20 protein-coding genes, 1 pseudogene and 1 riboswitch are annotated in these 22,764 nt (G+C 48.1%); of the genes and pseudogenes, 10 read left to right on the forward strand and 11 right to left on the reverse strand.

Features of this window, described 5'->3' with window-relative positions; all coding sequences use genetic code 11:
* Positions 1-24 precede the first annotated feature (24 nt).
* The 3 genes from BWI93_RS05645 to BWI93_RS05655 form a co-directional block, all read right to left on the reverse strand.
* Entirely contained in the window at positions 25-1,272 is a 1,248-nt protein-coding gene (locus BWI93_RS05645; protein WP_094809170.1) for a hypothetical protein, read from the reverse strand.
* A gap of 393 nt (positions 1,273-1,665) precedes the next feature.
* Positions 1,666-2,301, reverse strand: coding sequence for a DUF6624 domain-containing protein (locus BWI93_RS05650; protein WP_094809171.1), 636 nt, complete (start codon positions 2,299-2,301; stop codon positions 1,666-1,668).
* Between the two features lie 149 nt (positions 2,302-2,450).
* Positions 2,451-3,596 (reverse strand): cysteine desulfurase family protein, encoded by a 1,146-nt coding sequence (locus BWI93_RS05655; protein WP_094809172.1) that lies wholly within the window; start codon positions 3,594-3,596, stop codon positions 2,451-2,453.
* Positions 3,597-3,775: 179 nt separating this feature from the next.
* A riboswitch (SAM riboswitch) is annotated at positions 3,776-3,876 on the reverse strand.
* A 338-nt stretch (positions 3,877-4,214) separates the two neighbouring features.
* On the opposite strand from BWI93_RS05655, the gene BWI93_RS05660 reads away from it, so the two are divergent.
* Positions 4,215-4,451 carry a hypothetical protein gene (locus tag BWI93_RS05660; protein WP_094809173.1) on the forward strand — a complete coding sequence of 79 codons (237 nt, stop codon included), beginning with the start codon at positions 4,215-4,217 and terminating at the stop codon, positions 4,449-4,451.
* 209 nt (positions 4,452-4,660) lie between these two features.
* Here the strand turns inward: BWI93_RS05660 and BWI93_RS05665 are convergent, their stop codons facing one another.
* The 4 genes from BWI93_RS05665 to BWI93_RS05680 form a co-directional block, all read right to left on the reverse strand.
* On the reverse strand, positions 4,661-5,287 hold the full coding sequence (locus BWI93_RS05665) for a zinc-binding dehydrogenase (RefSeq protein ID WP_094809174.1): 627 nt from the start codon (positions 5,285-5,287) through the stop codon (positions 4,661-4,663).
* A 107-nt stretch (positions 5,288-5,394) separates the two neighbouring features.
* On the reverse strand, positions 5,395-5,664 hold the full coding sequence (locus BWI93_RS05670; protein WP_094809175.1) for an alcohol dehydrogenase catalytic domain-containing protein: 270 nt from the start codon (positions 5,662-5,664) through the stop codon (positions 5,395-5,397).
* 188 nt (positions 5,665-5,852) lie between these two features.
* The gene (locus BWI93_RS05675; protein WP_094809195.1) at positions 5,853-8,012 is read right to left on the reverse strand and encodes a molybdopterin cofactor-binding domain-containing protein; all 2,160 of its coding nucleotides are present in this window, start codon (positions 8,010-8,012) and stop codon (positions 5,853-5,855) included.
* A gap of 45 nt (positions 8,013-8,057) precedes the next feature.
* The gene (locus tag BWI93_RS05680) at positions 8,058-8,567 is read right to left on the reverse strand and encodes a (2Fe-2S)-binding protein (RefSeq protein ID WP_094809176.1); all 510 of its coding nucleotides are present in this window, start codon (positions 8,565-8,567) and stop codon (positions 8,058-8,060) included.
* Between the two features lie 265 nt (positions 8,568-8,832).
* Between BWI93_RS05680 and BWI93_RS05685 the strand changes: the two genes are divergently transcribed.
* Positions 8,833-10,869, forward strand: a complete 2,037-nt coding sequence (locus BWI93_RS05685) for a M13 family metallopeptidase (protein ID WP_094809177.1) — start codon at positions 8,833-8,835, stop codon at positions 10,867-10,869.
* 182 nt (positions 10,870-11,051) lie between these two features.
* On the opposite strand, the gene BWI93_RS27670 is transcribed toward BWI93_RS05685, so the two are convergent.
* Positions 11,052-11,213, reverse strand: coding sequence for a hypothetical protein (locus BWI93_RS27670; protein WP_165795930.1), 162 nt, complete (start codon positions 11,211-11,213; stop codon positions 11,052-11,054).
* 209 nt (positions 11,214-11,422) lie between these two features.
* Complete coding sequence (locus BWI93_RS05690) at positions 11,423-11,935, reverse strand: histidine phosphatase family protein (protein ID WP_094809178.1); 513 nt, start codon at positions 11,933-11,935, stop codon at positions 11,423-11,425.
* 233 nt (positions 11,936-12,168) lie between these two features.
* Here BWI93_RS05690 and BWI93_RS05695 point away from each other — a divergent pair, with 233 nt between their 5' ends.
* From BWI93_RS05695 to BWI93_RS05725, 7 genes and pseudogenes are all read left to right on the forward strand, one after another.
* Positions 12,169-13,770 carry a peptide chain release factor 3 gene (locus BWI93_RS05695; protein ID WP_176454141.1) on the forward strand — a complete coding sequence of 534 codons (1,602 nt, stop codon included), beginning with the start codon at positions 12,169-12,171 and terminating at the stop codon, positions 13,768-13,770.
* Positions 13,771-14,029: 259 nt separating this feature from the next.
* The gene (locus tag BWI93_RS05700) at positions 14,030-14,497 is read left to right on the forward strand and encodes a hypothetical protein (protein ID WP_094809179.1); all 468 of its coding nucleotides are present in this window, start codon (positions 14,030-14,032) and stop codon (positions 14,495-14,497) included.
* Between the two features lie 247 nt (positions 14,498-14,744).
* Positions 14,745-16,018, forward strand: a pseudogene (locus BWI93_RS05705) (cation:dicarboxylase symporter family transporter).
* 96 nt (positions 16,019-16,114) lie between these two features.
* Complete coding sequence (locus BWI93_RS05710; protein ID WP_094809180.1) at positions 16,115-16,594, forward strand: MarR family winged helix-turn-helix transcriptional regulator; 480 nt, start codon at positions 16,115-16,117, stop codon at positions 16,592-16,594.
* A 25-nt stretch (positions 16,595-16,619) separates the two neighbouring features.
* Complete coding sequence (locus BWI93_RS05715) at positions 16,620-17,090, forward strand: DUF2721 domain-containing protein (protein ID WP_094809181.1); 471 nt, start codon at positions 16,620-16,622, stop codon at positions 17,088-17,090.
* A 36-nt stretch (positions 17,091-17,126) separates the two neighbouring features.
* Positions 17,127-19,532, forward strand: a complete 2,406-nt coding sequence (locus BWI93_RS05720) for a 3-hydroxyacyl-CoA dehydrogenase/enoyl-CoA hydratase family protein (protein ID WP_094809182.1) — start codon at positions 17,127-17,129, stop codon at positions 19,530-19,532.
* 241 nt (positions 19,533-19,773) lie between these two features.
* The gene (locus BWI93_RS05725; protein ID WP_094809183.1) at positions 19,774-20,355 is read left to right on the forward strand and encodes a DUF4142 domain-containing protein; all 582 of its coding nucleotides are present in this window, start codon (positions 19,774-19,776) and stop codon (positions 20,353-20,355) included.
* Positions 20,356-20,486: 131 nt separating this feature from the next.
* On the opposite strand, the gene BWI93_RS05730 is transcribed toward BWI93_RS05725, so the two are convergent.
* Both BWI93_RS05730 and xerD read right to left on the reverse strand, forming a co-directional pair.
* Entirely contained in the window at positions 20,487-21,119 is a 633-nt protein-coding gene (locus BWI93_RS05730; RefSeq protein WP_094809184.1) for an RNA-binding domain-containing protein, read from the reverse strand.
* 125 nt (positions 21,120-21,244) lie between these two features.
* Positions 21,245-22,150 (reverse strand): site-specific tyrosine recombinase XerD, encoded by a 906-nt coding sequence (gene xerD, locus BWI93_RS05735; protein ID WP_094809185.1) that lies wholly within the window; start codon positions 22,148-22,150, stop codon positions 21,245-21,247.
* A 179-nt stretch (positions 22,151-22,329) separates the two neighbouring features.
* Between xerD and aroQ the strand changes: the two genes are divergently transcribed.
* Complete coding sequence (gene aroQ, locus BWI93_RS05740) at positions 22,330-22,746, forward strand: type II 3-dehydroquinate dehydratase (protein ID WP_094809186.1); 417 nt, start codon at positions 22,330-22,332, stop codon at positions 22,744-22,746.
* Positions 22,747-22,764 lie beyond the last annotated feature (18 nt).

The following is a 22,764-nucleotide window of genomic DNA, read 5'->3' on the forward strand; positions in this document are numbered from 1 at the left end:
GTACATTGGACGTTAAAGACAGGGTTACGCTTTGCCCTTCGCAAAAATTTGGTTGGGTATGGAATCTACCTTGAATCCCGCCTGAACCGTTACCGTAACGGGCGTTTTGTCTACCTGCCCGGCTCCACACCCCGTGCTATAGCTCTGAATGGTATAGAGGGTGGTCTGCGTAGGAAATGAAAGGTTATGTTTAGGACTATCGCCGTCGTGACGATACGTGGACTGGTCGCTTAAGTGGACGATCCTAGGATACGTGCCTTGCAGATCGAAATAAAAATTCGGTTTCTGACCCAGTTTAATCGTTTGATTGCCCGATGAAAAACGGGCGGTGGCCGGGTTGAGTATTTTTAAACGTACCTGATCGCTTGAACTCATCAGGTAAGGGTTTTCCTGAATGATTCGGACGGAATACGTTCGCTCCCAATCCCCGATATTTTCAGGAACGATAAAACGCAGAGCGTTACCGGAATACGAGGCCGGAACGTCCTTGTAGGTATCAAGTTCTTCCTCTCCGTCGTAACTCAGTCGTGTTAGCCGGATTTTAAAGCTTCCGCTGGCTGACAGGTTTCCGCCAGCCGTCGAAACATTCACAACCGCCTCATTACCCGTACAGGATTCAGCCGGACTAACGGACGTGGTACGGATGGAAAAAGGATTGACCTTGATGGAAACGCTCCCCGTTCCCGAGCCCGTTCCGCACCGGTTGGAAACGGATTGCAGCACGTACGATCGGTTTTTATCGACCAAAATGGGCTCACTGCGTTTATCCCTCAGAGCGGAGGTGGTCGTTACCGTCACCCGCAAGCTGTCTGCCGTTAATTCATCCCTCAAAAGAGCAGTAATCGTGCTGCTTCCGAATGAAGAAAATTCGAGCGGGACAGTACTATTAGGGTTCGCCTGATACGACCGAGAAGTTAGGGTAACGACGGGTAAAAAAGAGGCGTAAAAGTAATCATTGCTCCAGTCGCTCACGACCGAAGGGTTCGTGCACTTTACCCGTAAAATCGTAGCTGAAGAAAGCTGGTTTTCATGAAGTCCTGCCGGAAAGCTTACCTGAAAGCGGATTTTACCATTGGCGTACGTCGCCGGAATCTGGTGATAGGGGGTTCGATAGTAAGAATCACCGAACTCAACACTAAAAGAAGCCGAAACTGGAAAATTACCTTCTAGAGAGACCGGATACTCAACGAAGGATCCTACGCAAAAGTAGGAATTCGGTTTATCACCAATGATGATACGTTCATGCTGAGCTATAGCCTGGTAACCAAGCATACATAGCCATACTACCCACAAAAATTTCATAAATCAAGTAAAGGACAACGGATAGGCGATGGGGATACTTAGACTTACAAATCTACTCTTTAAACAGAGAAATAAATGAATTTTTTAGAAAGATATGAAGAAGATTCGTCTTGTGTTATTTCTTTATAAACATATTCGTGATACAACATCTTAATCATTAATTAAGAGGCTCTAATTGAAGCTAAATAGACGTATAATTGTACAGATAATAGAAGCTATTCCAGATAGCTTAATGAAGAGTAATAAGTGCATAAATGTTTTTTATTCTTCTGAGTACTTTTAAGCTTTTGAGAAATTAATAGGTTGTTAATCTGTGTTTTATGTGCTATTTGGCCAGAATTTAAGAAAAGTAGATCGGTTACTTTAGTGGCCTGCCTTTTTTAACGAATCGTTTCGCTTCTTATGTTTATCAACATCCCAGTCAAAGCCCCAGGCTTTCGTATATACATCTAATGCAGGTAAGCCCATAAGAGCTCTTCGTTCGTCTACACGGTCAGGATCGACCAGGGGTTCTACGTAAAATTCTTTAGTAAGCGTATCCTGACCAATCTGAGTACCGTACAACTGTTTTCCGTTGCTTTCCAAACCGACCCGGTCTTCCAGATAAGCCAGATCAACGGATTCGGCCTTTTGTTCTCTCACCGCTTGCTGCATGAAAGGTAAGTAACGTTGCATAGTCGGCAGATTAGCGTGCTGAATAACCAGAAATAGGGTTTGGTTCGCTTCTCTTCCAATCTGCCTGGCACTTAGCCATCCATACCGGGTCAAGATGTCGCCTACCTCTTGTGCATGAATACTGTCTCTGGTAGCTACTTTTTTCCAGAAGTAAGTAGCTTGTGGTGAGTTATACCCGTATTGTTCAGCAATTGGAAAATGCTCTTCCCTCAACTGCTGATCCTCCTGTCGAATGGCAAGCAGGCGATTTTTGATGGAAGTATAGTCGGTAGTCTGGCCGTAACTATAGGCAGAAATAAGAAGAAAAAAGAATAGAAATTTCATGGAAAAAGGGTATTTGATTTACAAATCAAATACCCTTTTTCCATTCATAAAAATGGAATCAAAAGTTCAAGCGACGAATGCTTTAAGTATAGGAGCGAAAACTTAAAAAGCCTACTTTTTGTAACCTGGTAAATACAATTCCCAAATCGTTAAGACACTAAACTAACTTCCTCCGTTTGGTACAATTCCGTAAGAATGGTTAATGCGGTATCGATTTCCTGCCGGGTATTATCCGATCCGAAGGAAAACCGTACGTTTTCTTTCCCAAAGCTGGAGGGGATTTCCTGAAGTACGTGCGAGCCGCCCGCCAGATTGGAACAGGCACTGCCGCCAGAAACGGCAATTCCGCGAGCATCCAGGGCTTCAACCAGCGAACAGGGAGCATCCAGAATGGGGAAGGCGACATTAATCAGTCCGGGTAAGGTCTCGTCGATACTTTGACATCGACCATTGAACGTAACACCAGGAATATGATTCCGTAACCCACCAATGAACTGACGTTTCAGCGAATCCAGGTGAGCGATGTTCTGCTGTTGCTGGGTGATGGCCAGCTCCAATGCTTTGGTCAGGCCCACAATGCCCGGCACGTTTTCAGTACCCCCGCGTTGGCCGCCTTCCTGTCCACCGCCACTGAGTAGGGCCGGTAAGCGATGTCCCCGACGGGCGACCAGAAAGCCAACGCCTTTCGGACCACGAAATTTATGAGCTGAAGCCGTGGCGAAATCAACGGCGTTGAGGGCTACATGGACTTTGCCCAGGCTCTGAACGGTGTCGGTATGAAAGTAGGCTCCGTAGTGCTGGGTTAAGGCACCCACTTCTTCCAGATTCAGTAAGTTCCCGAGCTCATTATTGGCGTGCATGAGGCTGACGAGTCCTTTGGGGTGCTTTTCCAGCCAGCGGGTCAGGTCGGGAATTGAAACCCGTCCCTGCTCGTCGAGTGCAACGTAATCCAGCTGAATTTGCCCCGCCTGCTCCAATTGCCGTAACGGTAACAGGACGGCTTTATGTTCAATTTTTGAGGTCAGGACATGACGAATCCTATACTGCTGAATGCTGCTCTTGAGGGCAAAATTATCGGCCTCGGTACCCCCGGAAGTGAAGATGATTTCTTCGGGAGAAAGGGCCAGTAAATCAGCGATTTGATGACGACTGGACTGAATCACACGTTTCGCCTCTCGACCCGCCCGGTGATTGGAGGATGGATTCCCGAAATGTTGCGTAAAATAGGGTAAAATCGTTTCCAGAACGGCTGGCGATAAAGACGTAGTAGCGGAGTTATCGAAATAAATAGACATGCGATGAAAGAGCTGATGAAGGTGAATGATCAGATGAAACGGTCAAACTCGTAGTGAATCCAGGAGCGACCAGACGTGACGGAAAATCACGTTCGTGACAAACGAGAAAACAGTGCTTAGCTTCGGAGGACGAAGCAGGCCGGTCCATTTTGAGTCGGGTGGAGTGCCATGCGGTATTGGGTTTATAGTTCCTAATGTGTTAGGCAGGTTAGCACTGATTCCGTGTCGGAAAGTTGCTAAGGATTCGCAGAGCCTGTCTCTCCTCCTTTCTGTATAAGCCCCAACTACCCGTAGTAATTGAAGACGTTGCAAAGATACGGTTGAGAAAAAGTATAAAACAAATAAAATCTATAGAAATTATAGATTAATAAATAAGTATGAGCTTGTTTGACGTTTAAAGTGTTGAATAATAGTCTGTTGTGTGGAATGTTGCTCTGCCGTTGTTGGTATTTAGCGTAGCGTAACCAACAACTTGTGTGCGAATATCTCGCTGCCATCCATGTAATGGTTAGTGTTTAACAAAACACCGACAACGGCGGGAGAAACAGATTTTAGTTAACAATACTTAGGAATCTGAAATGTTTTTCTACTTTAGCGACTCTATAAACCTGGTATAAAATGGAAAAATACCCGCTCGACTTTTTTGCTTTTTGTTTGCCTATCCTGGTGCTAATTGCTTTTTATGGCTTTGGCATTCAATGGCAGTATCTGGCTGGTATAGGTTTACCCCTAGCATGCGTGATCTACTATCTCAGGATGAAAGAGCAAAAGACCAATAAAAGTCAACAGATACTGGCAACTGTCGCTGGACTGTTGATCATTTTATCCATGTTGCTATTTTATTTAAATCGATGAGATTTTATTGCTAGCGTGATGGCTTCTGTAGAAAGTTGTGAATGACCCTAGCAGTAGAGGATAGTATAGCTTCCTTTACGAAGAGTAAGTAGCTAAGCAGTTGTATAACTATCATTTCACATGGCTTACAAAGAAGTATCTTATTGGTTAAGTTATTGGTAACATTTAATGAAAAGCGTAGCTAGATGAAAAAGTAACTTATAACTACTTTAAACCTGCATAATCAACTTCCTTCCTCTGGTTTGATTAGACTCCATGAGAAGATGAGCCTTTTGAACGGTTTCTACGCTTAGATTACCCAGGATGTGGATGGCAGGAGGAGTAAGCTCATGACGTTCAATTCGGTCAAACAATTCTTTCAAGGTTTTCCCGTAGTAATGAAGACAATCTTTCCTGAACGCGTGTGCGTAATTAGCAACGTGAATCACAGTGGTTGCCTTATCAAACAGTAATTCTCTGGCTTTTTCTGTGGTGAGAGATGTTACATCCACATACGTACCATAAACGTTAATCAGTTCAGCACAAATTTCGGATAAATAGCCGCCTACCAAATCCACCACATAGTCAAACGTTTCGCTGGTCATCTTCTTACGGAGTGTAGATAGTAGATCCGCCTGACGATAGTTGATGATGTGATCCTCGGGTAAACCCAGCCCAACTAAATGTGAAAAGCTTTCTTCATTTCCGGCGGTTGTATAAACACGTTGACTTCCAGCCGCCAGCAGAAGTTTGATCAGGACGGTTCCTACACCGCCCGCCCCGCCTGCAATAAAAAGAGCCGCGTCTTCCGGTATGGAAATCCTTGTAAAGCATTGGTAAGCGGTCATGCCCGTCATGGGCAAGGCAGCCGCTTCTTCAAACGTTAGCCGTTCAGGGTTTTTGGCAATAAGCTCACGCGGAACGCTGATGTATTCGGCGTAGGTACCATTGGAAGCCAGACTGCCTACGTAGCAGTCGCTTGATCACCTACGGTAAAGTCGGTCACGTCTTCACCCATCTGTACAATTTCACCAGACAATTCTCTACCGAGAATGCTTGATTTTAACAGTTTACTTTCAGTACCTCCCTGTCTCATTTGATAATCAATGGGATTGAAGGCCGTCGCTCGAATACGAATCAGAACCTCGCCCGCACCTGGGGAGGGCTTTTCTAGTTCTGCCAGCGTAAAATTTTCAACGCCTCCCAACTTTTTCAGGACAATGGCTTTCATCATAACTGTTTTAGCTAACGTGTAAAGGATCAATTGTGTCAGGTATTTTTCTTGCTAGATGCTCTAATAAATCTGCTAAACTTGATTCAATAAAAAAACGCTCTTCGAGACCTTTATCTCGAATGAGCGTTTGAAAAATGGGATTCAGCTAGAAAAAACGGGTACTAAGACCCGTTTTTTCAATTACTTGATTACACCAATTCCAGCGGATACTTCCGTTGCCGTTTCCCCGTCAGGTTAAACAGGGCATTGGCCAGAGCCGGAGCGATGGGGGGTAGACCCGGTTCGCCCACGCCACCGGGAGCTTCCTGATTGTCGATGATGTGGACTTCCATGACCGGCGTTTCATTAATACGTAGCACCGGATAATTATGGAAGTTCGTTTGTTCCACGGCTCCGTTGGCGAAGGTAATCGGGCTTTTGATCGCCGCCGTCAGACCGTAGATGATGTTACTTTCAGTCTGAGCTTTGATGTTATCGGGGTTTACGGTCATCCCGCAGTCAATCACCGATACTACTTTTTCGATCTTCACGCCATCCGCCGTTTTCGCTACCGTAAATACGTGAGCACAGATGGTACTGAACGAACGGGCAATAGCCAGTCCGCGAGCTTTTCCGGCGGGTAGCTTTTCGCGATAACCGGATTTTTCCGCCGCCGTTTCCAGTACTTTCACAAAACGGGGGGAATCTTTCAGTAACTCCAGTCGCAAATCCAGCGGATCTTTGCCCGCCGCGTGAGCCAGCTCGTCCACGAAGGATTCGTGACCAAATACGTTCGTCGAAGCATACACTGAACGCCACCAGAGGATGGGCAGGTCGGTACTCGCATTGTGGTAGCTACGGCGAATATTCGGAATTTGAAGCGGACTGTCCTTCGGACCGATGCCTTCTTCAGCCCAGCCGTCGGCTTTACCCTTCAGGTCGGCTTTGAACACCTGCTTCTGAATTGATTCCGAAATGATTTTATGGTGAAAAGCCGTCACGTTGCCTTTCTCGTCGATACCCCCTTCGAGTACACTCAACATGGCGGGACGGTACGGACCCTGACTCATATCATCTTCCCGCGTCCAGATGAGCTTCACGGGAGCGTTGACCTGTTTGGATAAAAACACAGCTTCTTTTACGAAGTCCAGATACGCTTTCCGGCCAAAAGCTCCGCCCAGAAACGTCACGTTGACTTTCACCTGTTCGGGTTTAAGGCCCAGGTACTGAGCCACTTCGCCAATGGTACCGTCGGGACCCTGTACGGGAGCCCAGATTTCCACCGAATCGCCCTTAAACCAAGCCGTTGCGTTGACGGGTTCCATCGCGGCGTGAGCGGCAAAGGGCGTTTCGTACGTGGCCTGAACTTTCTTGGACGCTTCACCGTAGGCTTTGGCAAAATCGCCCGTATTGCCCGCGAAATCGCTGCCGTCTTTCTTAGCCAGCTCGTGCATTTGAGCCGAGAACTTTTCCGTCGATAAAGCCGCCTCGTTTACTGGTGCCCACTTGACCTTCAGTTTTTTCCGTCCCTGTACCGCTGCCCAGTAGTTCGTGGCCAGTACCGCTACGGTTTCAACGGTAGTATGGGGCATCGCCCGTTCGGCTTTCAGTACTTTTTTCACGCCGGGTACTTTCATCGTCGCCGTGGTATCAAATGAAGCCACTTTGCCATGAATGGCCGGACAGCGTTCGATGCTGGCGTACAACATGCCGGGTACTTCTACGTCAATACCAAACTGTGCCTGACCCGTTACTTTCAGCGGTACATCGGGCTTAGGAATGTTCTTGCCGAGTAACTTGAAATCCTTGGGATCTTTCAGTTTGGGGTCTTTTGGTACGGGCAGTTGGGAAGCATCACTCACGAGTTCAGCGTAAGTAAAAGATTTTCCCGAAGGCTTGTGATAAACCTTCGCTTCCTGGGCGTAACACTCGCTGACGGGTACCTGCCATTTGTTGGCTGCGGCCTGTACGAGCATTTCCTTCACCGCCGCACCGGCTTTCCGCAGGGGCATCCAGCGGGTACGAACGGAAGAACTACCGCCCGAAAGCTGAGAGCCGTATTTGCCCTGACCGTTGGTCTGGCTGATATGAATCTGATCAAGTGATACTTCCAGTTCTTCCGCAATCAAAGCGGGCAGCGACTGGTATGTACCCTGTCCCATGTCGGGCCGTGGGTTGAGTAAGGTAATCTTTCCCGTATCGTCAATGAGGATATAGGGGCTGAATTCCAGACCGAGCGTAGTCTGGGGAATTTTATGAAGAACGACGTCTTCCGACTGAGCCGGAATCGAAAAACCCAGGGCGAGCAAAGCTCCGGCGGAGCCACTCGTTTTGAGGAAATTCCGGCGATTGATGTTGGATGTTTTCATTGCCTGAGGCATAAAGAGTAAAACCAAACCGGGGAAAAAGGAACATTAACGATCCAGACTTGCCGTCTTTTTCGCAGCGGCGGGCTTGGCTTCCTGAATGGAATCCGCCGCCCGATGAATCGCTTTCCGAACCCGCTGGTAGGTTCCGCAGCGGCAAATGTTTCCCTGCATGTACAGGTCAATGTCCTCGTCGGTAGGCTTGGGCTTTTCTTTCAGCAGGGCTACTGCACTCATGATTTGCCCTGACTGGCAGTAACCGCACTGCGTCACCTGTTCGTCGATCCAGGCTTGTTGTACGACGTGCAGATGATCGGGCGTGCCGATGCCTTCGATAGTCGTAATTTTCTGTCCTTTCACGACCGATACCGGTGTGGAGCAGGAACGGATGGGTGAACCATTGAGGTGAACCGTACAGGCTCCGCACTGAGCCATGCCACAGCCAAATTTGGTGCCTTTCAGACCCACTACATCCCGGATGGCCCAGAGTAGGGGCATCTCAGGGTCTACGTCAATCGTATAGGCTTTGCCGTTGACGGTCAGTTTCGTTTGTGCCATGATGAAATGGTAAATAGGGATTTGCTCGCAGAAGTGTTTCAAAGATACGGATTAATTGCTCGCTACATCCATTGAAAATAAACCCGGACTGATGGAATTTTCACTGCTTCGTAGCTAGTAACAGCAGAATGCACAATCCCCATAAAGCAGGAAACCGAAAGGAAAGTTCAGGTAGATAAAATTCTCCAAATAGTCGCAAAAGCCTTATTAATCCCTGAAAATGTGCGAAATTTGAAAATTTGATTACCACATTTTATCAACACATATGAAAAAATACAACGCTCTGGTACTAGGGCTGGTGGCTTTGAGTACAGCCGCCTTCGTAGGCAAACCCAGTGACGATCCCAAACGAAAGGGACTGGACTTGTCAGGCATGGACCTGTCGGTGAGTCCCCGCGAAGATTTCTTCCTGTACGCAAACGGAGCCTGGCTGAAGAATACGGAAATTCCAGCTTCGGAGACGGGTTGGGGTTCATTTAATATTCTACGGGATGAAAACAACCGTCACATTCACGAAATTCTCGAAGTGGCGGCGAAAAGCAAGGCCAAGAAAGGCAGTATCGAGCAACGTGTAGGCGATTTTTATGCATCCGGCATGGATACGGTAGCCATCGAAAAACGCGGTTACGAGCCCATCAAGCCCATTTTGGCCGAGATTGACCGGATCAAGGATTACAAATCACTGCTGGCGTACTCGGCGGCTCACCCGCTGGAAGGGGGCGGAACGTTCCTGGGCATTGGCGTAGGAGCGGATGCGAAAAACCCCGATGCGTACATTGTCAGTATGCGGCAAACGGGTACGGGCCTTCCCGAAAAAGATTACTATACGAAGGACGACGCCGCGACTCAGAAAGTCCGCGAAGCTTACAAAAAATACATCAGCACACTCTTTACGCTGACGGGTACGGAAGCCGCTCAGGCTCAGAAGCTGGCTGAAGCTATTCTGGCTCTGGAAACGAAAATTGCCACTTCGCACCTGGGCCGGATCGAGATGCGGAATCCCATCGCTCAGTACAACAAATTCGCGACGAAGGATTTCGCAGCAAAAGTTCCCAACCTGGATCTGAGTGCCTTATTGACGACGCTGCGGATGAAAACCGATACGATCATCGTCGGTCAACCCAAATACTACGAATACCTGAATACCATGCTGCCCAACGAAAACATCGAAACGCTGAAGGCAAAGATGAAGTTTTCGGTCATAAGCGGAGCATCGGCGAACCTGAGCAGCCCTTTCGTAAACGCCAATTTTGAATACGTAGGCAAGACGCTGAACGGACAAAAAGTACAGCAGGACCGCTGGAAGCGTCTGTCAAGCCAGACCGACGGGATGCTGGGCGACTTACTGGGACAACTATACGTCGCGAAATACTTCAAGCCCGAATCCAAGAAACGCATGGACGAGCTGGTTGCAAACCTGCAAAAGGTATTCGAAACCCGCATCAAAGGCCTGGAGTGGATGACGGAAGAAACCAAGCAGGAAGCCCTGAAGAAGTTACATTCCTTCACCCCGAAAATCGGGTATCCGACGAAGTGGAAAAACTACGATGGGGTAGTAGTGAAACGCGATGATTACTTCGGAAACCTGAAAGCCCTGAGCAAGTGGCGGTACGACGAAATGATCAATCGACTGGGTAAACCCGTTGATAAAACGGAATGGGGCATGACGCCGCCCACCGTAAATGCTTACTACAGCCCCGTACGTAACGAAATCGCCTTCCCGGCGGGTATTCTGCAATGGCCCTTCTTCGACCCCAATGCGGATGATGCCTTTAACTACGGAGCCATCGGAGCCGTTATTGGTCACGAAATGACGCACGGTTTCGACGATCAGGGCCGTCAGTACAACTACATGGGCATGCTGAAAAACTGGTGGAAGAAGGAAGATGCCGACCAGTTCAAGCAACGGGCTCAGTTGGTAATCGACCAGTTTGATGGTTATACCGTACTCGACAATCTGCACGTAAAAGGTCAGTTGACGCTAGGTGAAAACCTGGCTGATCTGGGTGGTCTGTCGGTATCGTACGCGGCGTTCAAAACGTATACGAAACAAGGCAAGTCCAACGAGAAAATTGACGGTTTCACGCCCGATCAGCGTTTCTTCCTGGCCTTTGCCCAAATCTGGCGTACGAAAACCCGCGATGAAGCCCTGCGTCTTCGCGTAAATACGGACCCGCACTCACCCGGTGAATTCCGTACGAACGGTCCGTTGTCGAACTTCGAACCCTTCTACGAAGCCTTCGGTGTGAAACCCGGTGATAAGATGTACCGTCCGGATGACATTCGGGCAAAAATCTGGTAAGATTTATGCAATTTACCTGAGCGAAACGGAGTTGACGTATGGTTAGCTCCGTTTTTATTGGTAGGGGTATAGAACGCGGCTGCGATTGTTGGTACTAGCGATGAACCAATGGGGGAGATACCCGCAAACAGATTATTGGTGACGCTACGCTAAACACCAAGAACGGCGAAGGGCGGAGTAATTTACGATTTGGTACTATCCGGCGTAATGGGCAGGACGCGGTCGATTCCTTTCTTACGATTCCAGGGAGCGGTGGTCCGGCGGGCCATGTCGATGGTAAGCAGAATGACAATCAGGGTGAAAACCAGAAAGCCAAGGAAGAATATTTTTTTCTGACGACTCATAGCCCGGCAAAGGTACGACAAATGCCAGAACACTGTTCGCTGAATTAAAAAATGAACGTTTCGGCAAGGAATCGTTTATAAAAATTTTGACGGCTGTTACGCTTTTTCGCAAAGAAACGTATAGATTTAGGCCATACAAGAAACTACTATTCCCTTAACCGAAACAACCGGGTCTGGCCAATCAGGTCAGACCCGGTGCTTTTATACCCTTACGAAATATCAAATCCCGCCAGTTTTTCCGGTGAATCGTAAAAGAGCAGGCGACCCGTACGACTGGAAACTTCCGCCCAATTCAGCTGCTCGAAAGCAATGGCTACTACACCGCAGGGAGGCACCGTACCCAGAATTTCATGACAGAGATACTCCGATAAATACGTAATGGAAGGATTATGCCCAACAATTACAGCCGAATGAACCGTTTCCGGAATGGCATTGATAGCCGCCAGATAGTATCGCGGGGCTCCTTCGTATAAATCTTCGATGAACTGTGTTTTTGCAAAATCAAAACCCAACTGTTCAGCCAGTACCTGAGCCGTCATTCGCGTACGCTCCGATGGACTACTGATAAGAACGTCGAGTTGAATAGGTTTTTCGTTCAGTAGGCGGCCCATGCGAGCGGCATCAATCAAACCCTGGGGCGTCAACGAACGCTGAAAATCGTAAGATGTACCTGCGGGCTGTTCGGCTTCGGCGTGGCGAACCAGATAAAGTAGTTTAGTCATTGAGGAAGTAGATAGCAATGTATCCAAACCTACGATATTTATGGAAGAAACAGAGTGGCCGTTGGATAAAATCGTGGGGAAAGCGGCAGAATCGCGAATAAACGCGGGAAATTGGCTAATTTTGTAGAACGGCTCAGCAAGAGCCGTTTTCCGTTTCCAAAACCAGGGAAACGTAGACCGCAGGAAAGAAAATTCGTTTTAATTTTTCCCGTAGCGGAGTCGATATTTTGATTATGAGCACCATCGAACAAGAAATTGCCAAACGCCGTACGTTTGGCATCATCTCTCACCCCGATGCCGGGAAAACGACCCTGACCGAAAAGCTGCTGCTGTTCGGAGGGGCCATCCAGACGGCAGGGGCGGTGAAGTCCAATAAAATTAAGAAAACAGCCACCTCCGATTTCATGGAAATTGAAAAGCAGCGGGGGATTTCGGTGGCTACGTCAGTCATGACGTTTGAATACGAAGGACTGAAAATTAACATTCTCGATACGCCGGGTCACAAAGACTTTGCTGAAGATACCTACCGTACCCTAACGGCCGTAGACTCGGTAATTCTGGTGATTGACTGCGTAAAGGGCGTCGAGGAGCAGACGGAACGGTTGATGGAAGTATGCCGCATGCGGAATACACCCGTGATCATTTTCGTCAATAAAATGGACCGGGAAGGACAGAATCCCTTTGATTTGCTCGACGAACTGGAACAAAAACTATTGATTAAAGTACGCCCGCTAACCTGGCCGATTAACATTGGTCAGAATTTCAAAGGGGTGTATAATCTGTACGATAAATCGCTGAACCTGTTTAGCGTAAACAAAACCCGGATCGAACGGGATATTGTAGCGATTGATAATCTGAGTTCGCCCCAGCTCGACGAACAGGTAGGCGAGCGGGATGCCAATCAACTGCGGGAAGATGTGGAGCTCATCGAAGGCGTATACGATACCTTCGACCGCGATGCGTACCTGCGGGCGGAAGTGGCTCCCGTATTCTTCGGATCGGCGGTCAATAACTTCGGGGTACAGGAATTGCTGGATACGTTCTGCGAAATTGCTCCGGCCACGCAGGAACGCCAGACGGACGTACGCATCATCGAGCCCACCGAGAAAAAATTCAGTGGATTCGTATTTAAGATTCACGCCAACCTCGACCCCAAGCACCGCGACCGGATTGCCTTCCTTCGCGTATGTTCGGGTACTTTCGAGCGGAATAAATTTTATCACCACGTACGGCTGGACAAAGGCGTACGGTTCTCGAATCCGTACAACTTCATGGCCCAGTCGAAAGACGTCATCGACGAAGCCTTTCCGGGGGATGTAGTAGGTTTGTACGATACCGGAAACTTTAAAATCGGGGATACGCTCACCGAAGGCGAGGATTTATTCTTCCAGGGTATTCCAAGTTTTTCACCGGAAATTTTCAAGGAACTCATCAACATGGATCCGCTGAAATCCAAGCAGCTCGAAAAAGGCATTCAGCAGCTGACGGACGAGGGGGTCGCCCAGTTGTTCCTGATTCAGCCCGGTAACCGGAAGGTAGTAGGAACCGTAGGAGAACTCCAGTTTGAGGTGATTCAGTATCGTCTGGAGCACGAATATGGGGCCAAGTGCCGCTTCGATAACATGCCGATTTCAAAGGCTTGCTGGATTACGAGCGAGAATCCGTTGAAGTTGCAGGAGTATATTCGACTGAAAGGTCCGCAGATTGGCTACGATAAGGATGAACACCCGGTGTTCCTGGCCGAGTCGGAATGGATGCTGCGGATGAACATTCAGAATAATCCGGATATTAAATTCCACCTGACGTCAGAATTTAAGTTAGCCATGGAAGTCTGATCGGGTTAGTACTTAATTCTAGGGATACTATATAATTGCGAAAAGCGGGTTTCTGAATCAGAAATCCGCTTTTTGTATGATTTCAGGGCTTGAACGGACGTAAAGCGTGTTGGATGGGGTTGACAGAAATAGATTTAATTAATAATTTTGCGGTCACCATTGGAAAAACAGGGAGAAATCTCTAATTATGCCATGGAGTTCAACCTAAAAATTTATTTCAGATGAAAAAGTTTCATTTACTTGCGTCTGCCGTCGGCTGATGGCACTTTCCCTTACTTCTTGCCAGCGTACCCAGTACACGACGTTCCAGAAGCCTACTGCACCTGCCGTTGAGCACGTAGCTCAAGCTCCTGCAATTGCTCAGTTACCCGCTTCTGTTGCTCAGGCACCAGTCGTAGCTCAGCCTTCGCTGATGGATGCCGTAGCTGAAGAAAAAGCTCCCGTAGCGGAAGCACCGGTAGCCGTAGCTTCTACGAAAAAGGCAGTCGTTGTCAACAAGAGAGCGGCGAAATTGATGAGCAAGATCTCGTTTCAGAAAAACGAACAAGGTCATGTAAACGTGGTAGCTCAGGCTGGAAAGAAATTAACTGCGGTTGAAAAACTTGTAGTTAAGAAAGTAAACAAACAGATTGTTAAAGCTGAAAAAGCTCAGGCGAAAGGTAATAAGCCTTTTTCTGAGTGGAATAAGTATCTCCGTATCGGGGTGATCCTTCTGGCTGGTGCTTGATCCTTTCGATCATTGGTGCCGCTGTTGTATGGAACTCAGGCTTATGGATTCTCTCTTACCTGGCATGGTTAGCCGGCGTAGTCCTAACCGTATATGGTCTGGGTCTGGAATTAGCCTGGTGGTAATCGAATCGAATCTTTCGAACCATTGATCTCAAACCACAGCTCTCGGGCTGTGGTTTTTGCTTTATAAGGCTTTTAACGGCTAATTATTCGGTATCTTTCGCCCTAAGCCTTATTTATTGAGTATGAAACGCCTTTTTACCAACTTAACCTTCTGGGTCCTAACCGCCATTACCTTAGGTATTTTACTCGGCCACTTTGCCCCCGAGATTGCCCTTTACCCCATTTTGGATGAACCATTGAAAGGCCATTTTATGGGCCAGGAACTTAGCATCGGCAGTACCGTGAGTGAATTCCTGAGCGGCATTTTTATCAGTACCGTCAAACTATTCATCAATCCTATTATTTTCATCACCATTACGCTGGGAATTATCAGCATGGGCGATTTGAAAAAAGTCGGTAAAGTAGGAGCCAAAGCCCTGATTTACTTCGAAGTAGTTACCACTTTCGCCCTCATTATCGGCGTAGCCTGGCTCAGATCTTACGACCCGGCGACGGGGTTGTAACCAATCAGGTGAAGGGCGGTGATATCTCTAAATACACCAATACTGCCACCGATTTTAGCTGGTGGAAGTTTTTCGGCGACAATGTAACCTTGCAGGTATTACTCGTGGCGTTGATACTGGGATCTCTGCTCAGTAATTACTCGGGTCGCGAACGGGTGGTCAAAGCCCTGGCGTTTGTTTCCAAATACGTGTTCTGGGGTTTACACAAAGTCATGCTGCTGGCTCCGGTAGGGGCTTTTGGCGGGATGGCGTATACCATTAGCAAATACGGAATTCACACCCTCTTGCCCTTGGGTAAGCTGATGCTAACGGTGTACCTGACGATGGCCTGTTTCGTCTTTGGCGTACTCGGCCTCATTCTGCGTACCTACAAGCTCAGCATCTGGCAGTTTCTCAAGTACATTAAAGAAGAACTACTCATCGTACTCGGTACGTCTTCTTCCGAAGCAGCCCTGCCTTCCATCATGGAAAAACTCGAACGGATGGGTTGTTCCAAACCCGTCGTAGGGTTGGTAGTACCGGCGGGTTACTCATTCAACCTGGACGGTACAACGATTTATCTATCGATGGCGACCATTTTTCTGGCTCAGGTCTTTCATGTACACCTGAGCTGGGAACAGATTCTGACCATCATTGGTATTCTGATGGTCACTTCTAAAGGGGCCGCTGGCGTTACGGGGAGTGGCTTTGTCGTGCTAGCCTCCACGCTGACGGCGGTGAAGGTAATTCCGGTGGAAGGACTGGCCCTGTTGCTGGGCGTTGACCGCTTCATGTCGGAAGCCCGGGCCATTACAAACATCATTGGGAATGGCGTGGCGACCGTATGGATTGCCAATAATGAGAAAGAATTCGACCGTCTGAAAATGGAAGCCGCGATGAAAATTGAATCGTAAGGGCTACTTATTTAAGCTGTAAATCCTCAAAAGGAAATTTCGTATGCTTGCATAATAAATGCTTTTTTTCAACTTTGAAGAAAACCGGAGCACGTTATGAAAGCTGAAAAAACCGTAGACTTCCACATCAAGACTGCCTGGTACGCAATCAGCCGGATGTACAATTCCAGTGCTGCCAAAGTGGATATGAGTATGGCGGTGGGGTATGTGTTATTGAACGTAGACAAAAATGGTACACCCGCAACCAAAATTGCTCCGCTCCTGGGCCTTGAACCGCGTTCGTTGACGCGTATGCTAAAGACGCTCGAGGAGAAGGGCTGGATTTACCGCCAGACCGACGCCGAGGATAAACGCGTCGTGAATGTGTTTCTGACCGAAGAAGGGAAGAAAAAACGGGACTTTGCCCGCGAAGGGGTTTTGGAGTTCAACGAAGCCATTCATCAGCGGGTAGGCGAAGAGAAATTACAGGTTTTCTTTGAAGTGATGCGGGAGATTCAGCGGGTCGTCGACGCTGAAAATATCAGCATGCGGGCGGAAGCTCTCAAAAACAAGGTATTTGGCGATACTACACTCTAACTCATTCTGATCGTTCAGCCGTTTTATGGAATTAACCTTATCCACGCCAGCACTTTTGTTTTCAACGGCATCGCTGCTGCTGCTCGGATTTACGAATCGTTTTACCGCTACGGCTAAAGTCATTCGGGATTTGCACGCCGAGTACCGCGTGGATCCCAAGTCCATGAATAACATTATTCTCATCGAACAGATTCGCTCGCTGCAGTTCCGGGTTTTACTGATTCGGAATATGCAATTTCTAGGTGTTAGTAGCCTGTTCCTGAGTATTTTATGTATGATTTTTATTTATCTCGAATATCAGGTAGCGGCGGGCTGGATTTTTGGTATTGCCCTGTTTTTACAGGCGGGAGCCTTGGCGATTTCTGTCTTCGAGATTACCATTTCCATCGAAGCCCTCAAGATTGAACTTTCGGATATGGAACACGTCCTCGGTCAGCAGTCAACTGTACGACGATTACGCGATGTACTCCGCTGGATCAATCGGAAGAAACGCTGATTCATCTGCTAAAAACCTAATCACTTACCTCAGACCATGAATCGTTCGATAAAAAAAGTTGCCGTACTGGGTTCAGGTATTATGGGTTCCCGTATTGCCTGCCACTTTGCTAATGTGGGTTGTCAGGTGCTTCTACTCGACATCGTACCCAAAGAAATTACTGCGGCTGAAGCAGCCAAAGGCCTTACCCTCGATTCCAAAGTCGTTCGAAACCGACTGGTTAGCGAAGCGTTCCAAAATACACTCAAAGCCAATCCGGCCCCACTCTATAGCAAGACCTTCGCCAGCCGCATTACGCTGGGAAACTTCGAGGATGATTTTGTTAAAATCAAAGAGTACGACTGGGTGATTGAAGTAGTAGTCGAACGCCTGGATGTCAAAAAAAGCATTTTCGAGAAAGTAGATACCTTGCGTAAGCCCGGTACCCTGGTTACTTCCAACACCTCGGGTATTCCCATTCACCTGATGGCCGAAGGGCGGAGTGACGATTTCCGGAAGAATTTCTGCGGTACGCACTTTTTCAATCCACCCCGCTATCTCAAACTCCTCGAAATCATTCCCACGCCCGAAACGGACCCGGAAGTAATTGATTTCCTGATGCATTACGGCGATTTGTACCTGGGGAAAACGACCGTTCTCGCCAAGGATACCCCCGCCTTTATTGCCAACCGTGTCGGAATTTATGCCCTCATCCAGAGTATTCGGGCGACGGAAAAACTGGGCTTGAATATCGAAGAAGTGGACAAACTAACGGCGGATATTATCGGTCGTCCGAAGTCCGGTACCTTCCGCTTATCTGATGTCGTGGGATTGGATACGACCGTTCACGTCGCCACTAATTTGTACCAGACACTTACGGAAGACGAATCGAGAGAAGCCTTTCTACTGCCCGATTCGATTCAGAAGCTGATGGAAAATAAGTGGCTGGGCGATAAGACGGGTCAGGGTTTCTATAAAAAAATCAAAGATGAGCAGGGGAAATCGGTTATTCTCGCTCTAGATCTGAAAACGTTCGAGTATCAGCCTTCGCAGAAAATCAAGTTGGGCATCATTGATACGCTCAAGAAGCTTCCTACGCTGGCCGAACGCTTTCCCGCCGCTCTGGCCGATACCAGTAAAGCCGGTGATTTTTACCGGACGACCTTCGCCGATACGTTTCGTTACGTCACGTATCGGATTCCCGAAATTGCTGACGAACTTTATAAAATTGACGAGGCAATAAAAGCCGGTTTTGGCTGGCAACTGGGCCTGTTTGAGACTTGGGACGCGATTGGACTGGCGAAAGGCATTGAGCTGATCGAAAGTCAGGGGCAAAAACCGGCCGACTGGGTGTATGCCATTCGGGATGCCGGGCATACGCAGTTTTATACAATTGAAAAGGGTCGCCGTTATTATTACGACTTATCTAGTCAAAAGTATCAGGTTATTCCGGGACAAGAAGGTTTTATTATCCTGAATAACTTACGGGGTAGCCAGGAAGTATGGAGTAATCCGGAAGCGACCATTTTCGATCTGGGCGATGGCATTCTGGGTCTGGAAGCCCGTTCGAAGATGAATACGTTTGGTCCTCACGTAATCGAAGCCCTGTCAAAGGCGATTTCACTGGCTGAACAGGGCTATCAGGGCCTGGTGATTGGGAACGACTCGCACGAGGCTTTTTCCGCGGGGGCGAACCTGGCCATGCTTTTCATGTATAGTATTCAGCAGGAATGGGACGAAGTCAACCTGATGATTGCCCAGTTCCAGAAAGCCATGATGCGGGTACGGTACTCCTCCGTGCCGGTCGTAGTGGCTCCGCATACGCTGGCCCTGGGTGGTGGTTGCGAAATCAACCTCCATGCCGACCGCGTAGTAGCCGCAGCTGAAACGTATATGGGACTGGTAGAAGTAGGCGTTGGCGTGATTCCAGCGGGTGGCGGTACCAAGGAAATGGCCCTCCGCTGTTCGGATTTATACCAGTCGGGCGATCCTGAACTCAATATTCTTCAGAACGCATTCATGAACATCGCTACGGCGAAAGTATCTACCTCCGCTCAGGAAGCGTTGGAAATGAATTACCTGCGGCCGGGTGATCAGATTGTACTCAACCGTTCGCGATTGATCGCCGAAGCCAAAGAAGCCGCTTTGGAATTAGCGAATGCCGGCTATACGCAGGCTCCGCAACGCAGTGACATCAAAGTACAGGGCCGGGCGGGAATTGCCCTTTTTGAAGCAGGTATCGCTCAGATGCGATTGGCCAATTTCATCTCCGACCACGACAAAAAGATTGCTCAAAAGCTGGCCTACGTTATCTGTGGAGGCGACCTGAGTTATCCGCAACTGGTGACGGAACAGTACCTGCTGGATTTGGAACGGGAAGCGTTCCTGAGTCTTTGTGGCGAACGTAAAACGTTAGAGCGGATGCAAGGCTTACTGACCGGAGGCAAACCACCCCGCAACTAGCTAATTGCTCTATTCATGCAGCCTTTCCCCAAAAATATTTTGGGGAAAGGCTGCATTATTTTTTATACACTGAAAAGAGCCTGCTAAGAAAGTGCGGAAAAAATTCCTCTTGATTCTAGTTTGTTTAGTAACTAAGGGTCTTTTGTTTGTATTATCCCAAGTCGGGTACAAGATTTTTAGAAGTTTTTAAGCATTCAAACAATCAACCGGAGGAAACTTCCTCAAAAATTGCTACACGACTATGAAAAAGGTAACTATGTTATGTATGCTGGCGGCTAGTGCACTGGCATTCCAGGCTTGTAATGAATCGAAATCAGATAAGGCTTCAGAAGAGCACGCAGAAGCAGCGACTGATCAAGCAAAAGAAATGAACGACAGCCTGCAAACGGTTGACGAAAAAGACGCTCAATTTGCGATGAAAGCCGCCGGTGGTGGTATGTACGAAGTAGAAGTGGCTAAACTGGCCGAGCAGAAAGCCAGTAACGCTAAAGTAAAAGAATTTGCCGCGATGATGATCAAAGATCACGGTAAAGCAAACGAAGAACTGATGTCACTGGCTTCAGCCAAAGGCATCACCTTACCCGCAACGATGGATGAAGACCATCAGAAGCATTATAATGATCTGAAAAAACTTTCGGGTAAAGACTTCGACAAGAAATACGTAGAACTGATGAAAGACGATCACGATAAAGATCAATCGTTATTTAATACGCAGGCTACTGAAGGAAAAGATGCCGAGCTGAAAGAATTTGCTACGAAAACGTCGGGCGTCATTCAGCAGCACCTGAACCATATCAAACAGATTAGTGAAAGCATGAAATAATTCAGCTTAACTAGGATGAAAACATAAAAGCGGGTACGAAACACGTTCGTACCCGCTTTTTGTATTTTCATAAAGTTTTGATCCTTAACGCATAAACTCATTGTTTTTCAAGAAGTCGTCGCAACTGGCATCTATTTGCGAATGGTATACGTCTTCGGATGTTGTTTATCCAGTACCAGCAGTAAGCCTTCGCGGGTAAGTTGTTGTAATAGTTTATCGGCCCGGTATTCCGAGATATTGACGAGTTGGGCAAATTGCTTGGCGGCAATCTGCTCGTTCTTTTTCAGGTGGGCCAGCAGTCGTTTCACATTGTGTTGTTGTAGTAACTCCGGCGAAATGTCGTGCGTTTCCTGTAACCATTTCTCCATCTGTTTGCTGGCCGGTACGGATTTATCGCGGGCTCGTACATACACCTGCCACTGTCCCTGCGGATCTTTGGCCTGATGAGGCTTGTCTTCGCTTTCATCCACGCGGGCGATCAGCACCAGGCGTTCGTCGTGCTGTACCATTTGGTAACGTACCAGTACGCCCGGCTGGACAAACAAATCAGAGGCAGCTTCCAATTTTTGTACGACGTCTTTCTCCGAATCAACGCCTTTGACCGTGCGATCATCATCGATTCCGATTACTAGCCAGCCACCTGCTGTATTGGCAAAAGCGGCCAGGGTTTTAGCGATACGGCCGGGAGCCTCAATCGTGCGTTTGAATTCAAGCGTGGAGCTTTCAGTTTGACTAAGTAAATCGTTTAGGGTCGGAAATGCCATTCAGAAATTGATAGAGTGGATAAGTGTCGGGGAAAAAGTACGCCCGTTTGCTCTCGTTTATTTAACAGTTAAGATACGACTTCCGTTCTACATTTTTATACGGGAAAGCCTAAAAAATCGCCGCCTCAACGGCCCCGAGGGTGATATTCCGTAATGACCGTTTTGAGATAATCCCGATCCAGGTGCGTATAGATTTCGGTCGTCGTGATGGATTCATGCCCGAGCATTTCCTGTACTGCCCGCAAGTCGGCTCCGCCTTCAATCAAGTGCGTAGCAAAACTATGGCGGAAGGTGTGCGGAGAGATATTCTTTTGCAGACCAATTTTAGCCGCCAGGTCTTTGATAATAATAAAAACCATGATTCGGGTTAAATACTTACCCCGGCGATTCAGGAATACAATATCCTCCGAACCCTTTTGAATATTCTGGTGACGGCGTATTTCGTCCAGATAAATCTGCGTGTACTTGATGGCATCACGACCCACGGGAATCAGGCGGGTTTTGCCTCCCTTACCAAAAACGCGAATGAAGCCAATGTCGAAGTACAATTCACTGACTTTCAAAGCGATCAATTCCGAAACGCGTAGGCCACACCCGTACAGAATCTCCAGAATGGCCCGGTTTCGGGTACCTTCGGGTGTCGACAGGTCGATGGCCGCCAGCAGGGCTTCCACTTCGGGGAAACTCAGGGTATCGGGCAGTTTACGACCCAACTTCGGCGACTCAATGAGCGAAGCCGGGTCGGTAGGGATGACCTGCTCCAGCAACAGAAAGCGGAAAAAAGCCTTGAGTCCCGATAACATCCGGGCCTGTGAGGTAGAGGCAATGCCTAATTCACCCAGGTAATACAGAAAATCGAGCAGATGAGCATCCGTAATGGAACCCGGCGGCAGTTTGTCCTGTCCGGAGAGCGACAGGTACTGCACCAGTTTTTCGGCGTCGTGTAAATAGGCTTCCACCGAGTTTTCGGAGAGCGAACGTTCGAGCGTCAGGTAAGATTTAAAGTTTTTAAGATAGCTTTGCCACTGCATTGCGTACTGATAAATCGGCGGATGATCCGAATCAGATCTCCGCGTATGGATAGTATTTTTCTGAAAGATACACCACCGAAGGGCGGTTTCCGTCGTCGTGGGTAAAGAACTTGCGATTCAGGCGATGACCACCTGTAGACCTAAACGATTCCCGTTACATCTTTAAACTTCATTCTTCCTTGAAACGCATCCTGATTCTTAACGGACCTAATCTGAATTTACTCGGACGTCGCGAACCCGAAGTATACGGCTCCCAGACCTTCGAAACGTACTTTGAAACGCTCCCCGCTCTTTTCCCGGAACTGGATCTGGCGTATTTTCAGTCCAATCACGAAGGGGCCATTCTGGATAAACTACACGAAGTCGGTTTTTCGTACGACGGCATCGTGCTCAACGCTGGAGCCTACACGCATACCAGTGTAGCCATTGCTGACGCCATTTCGGGCATTACGACCCCCGTCATTGAAGTGCATATTTCCAACGTCCACGCCCGCGAAGCTTTCCGGCATCACAGTTTTATCAGTCCGAAAGCGGCTGGTATCATCGTTGGTTTCGGACTAAAAGGCTACGAGCTGGCGTTGCGGTCGTTTCTGTAATTGATTCTATTCACTTCA

Source organism: Siphonobacter sp. BAB-5385 (assembly GCF_002261125.1).
GTDB lineage: Bacteria > Bacteroidota > Bacteroidia > Cytophagales > Spirosomataceae > Siphonobacter.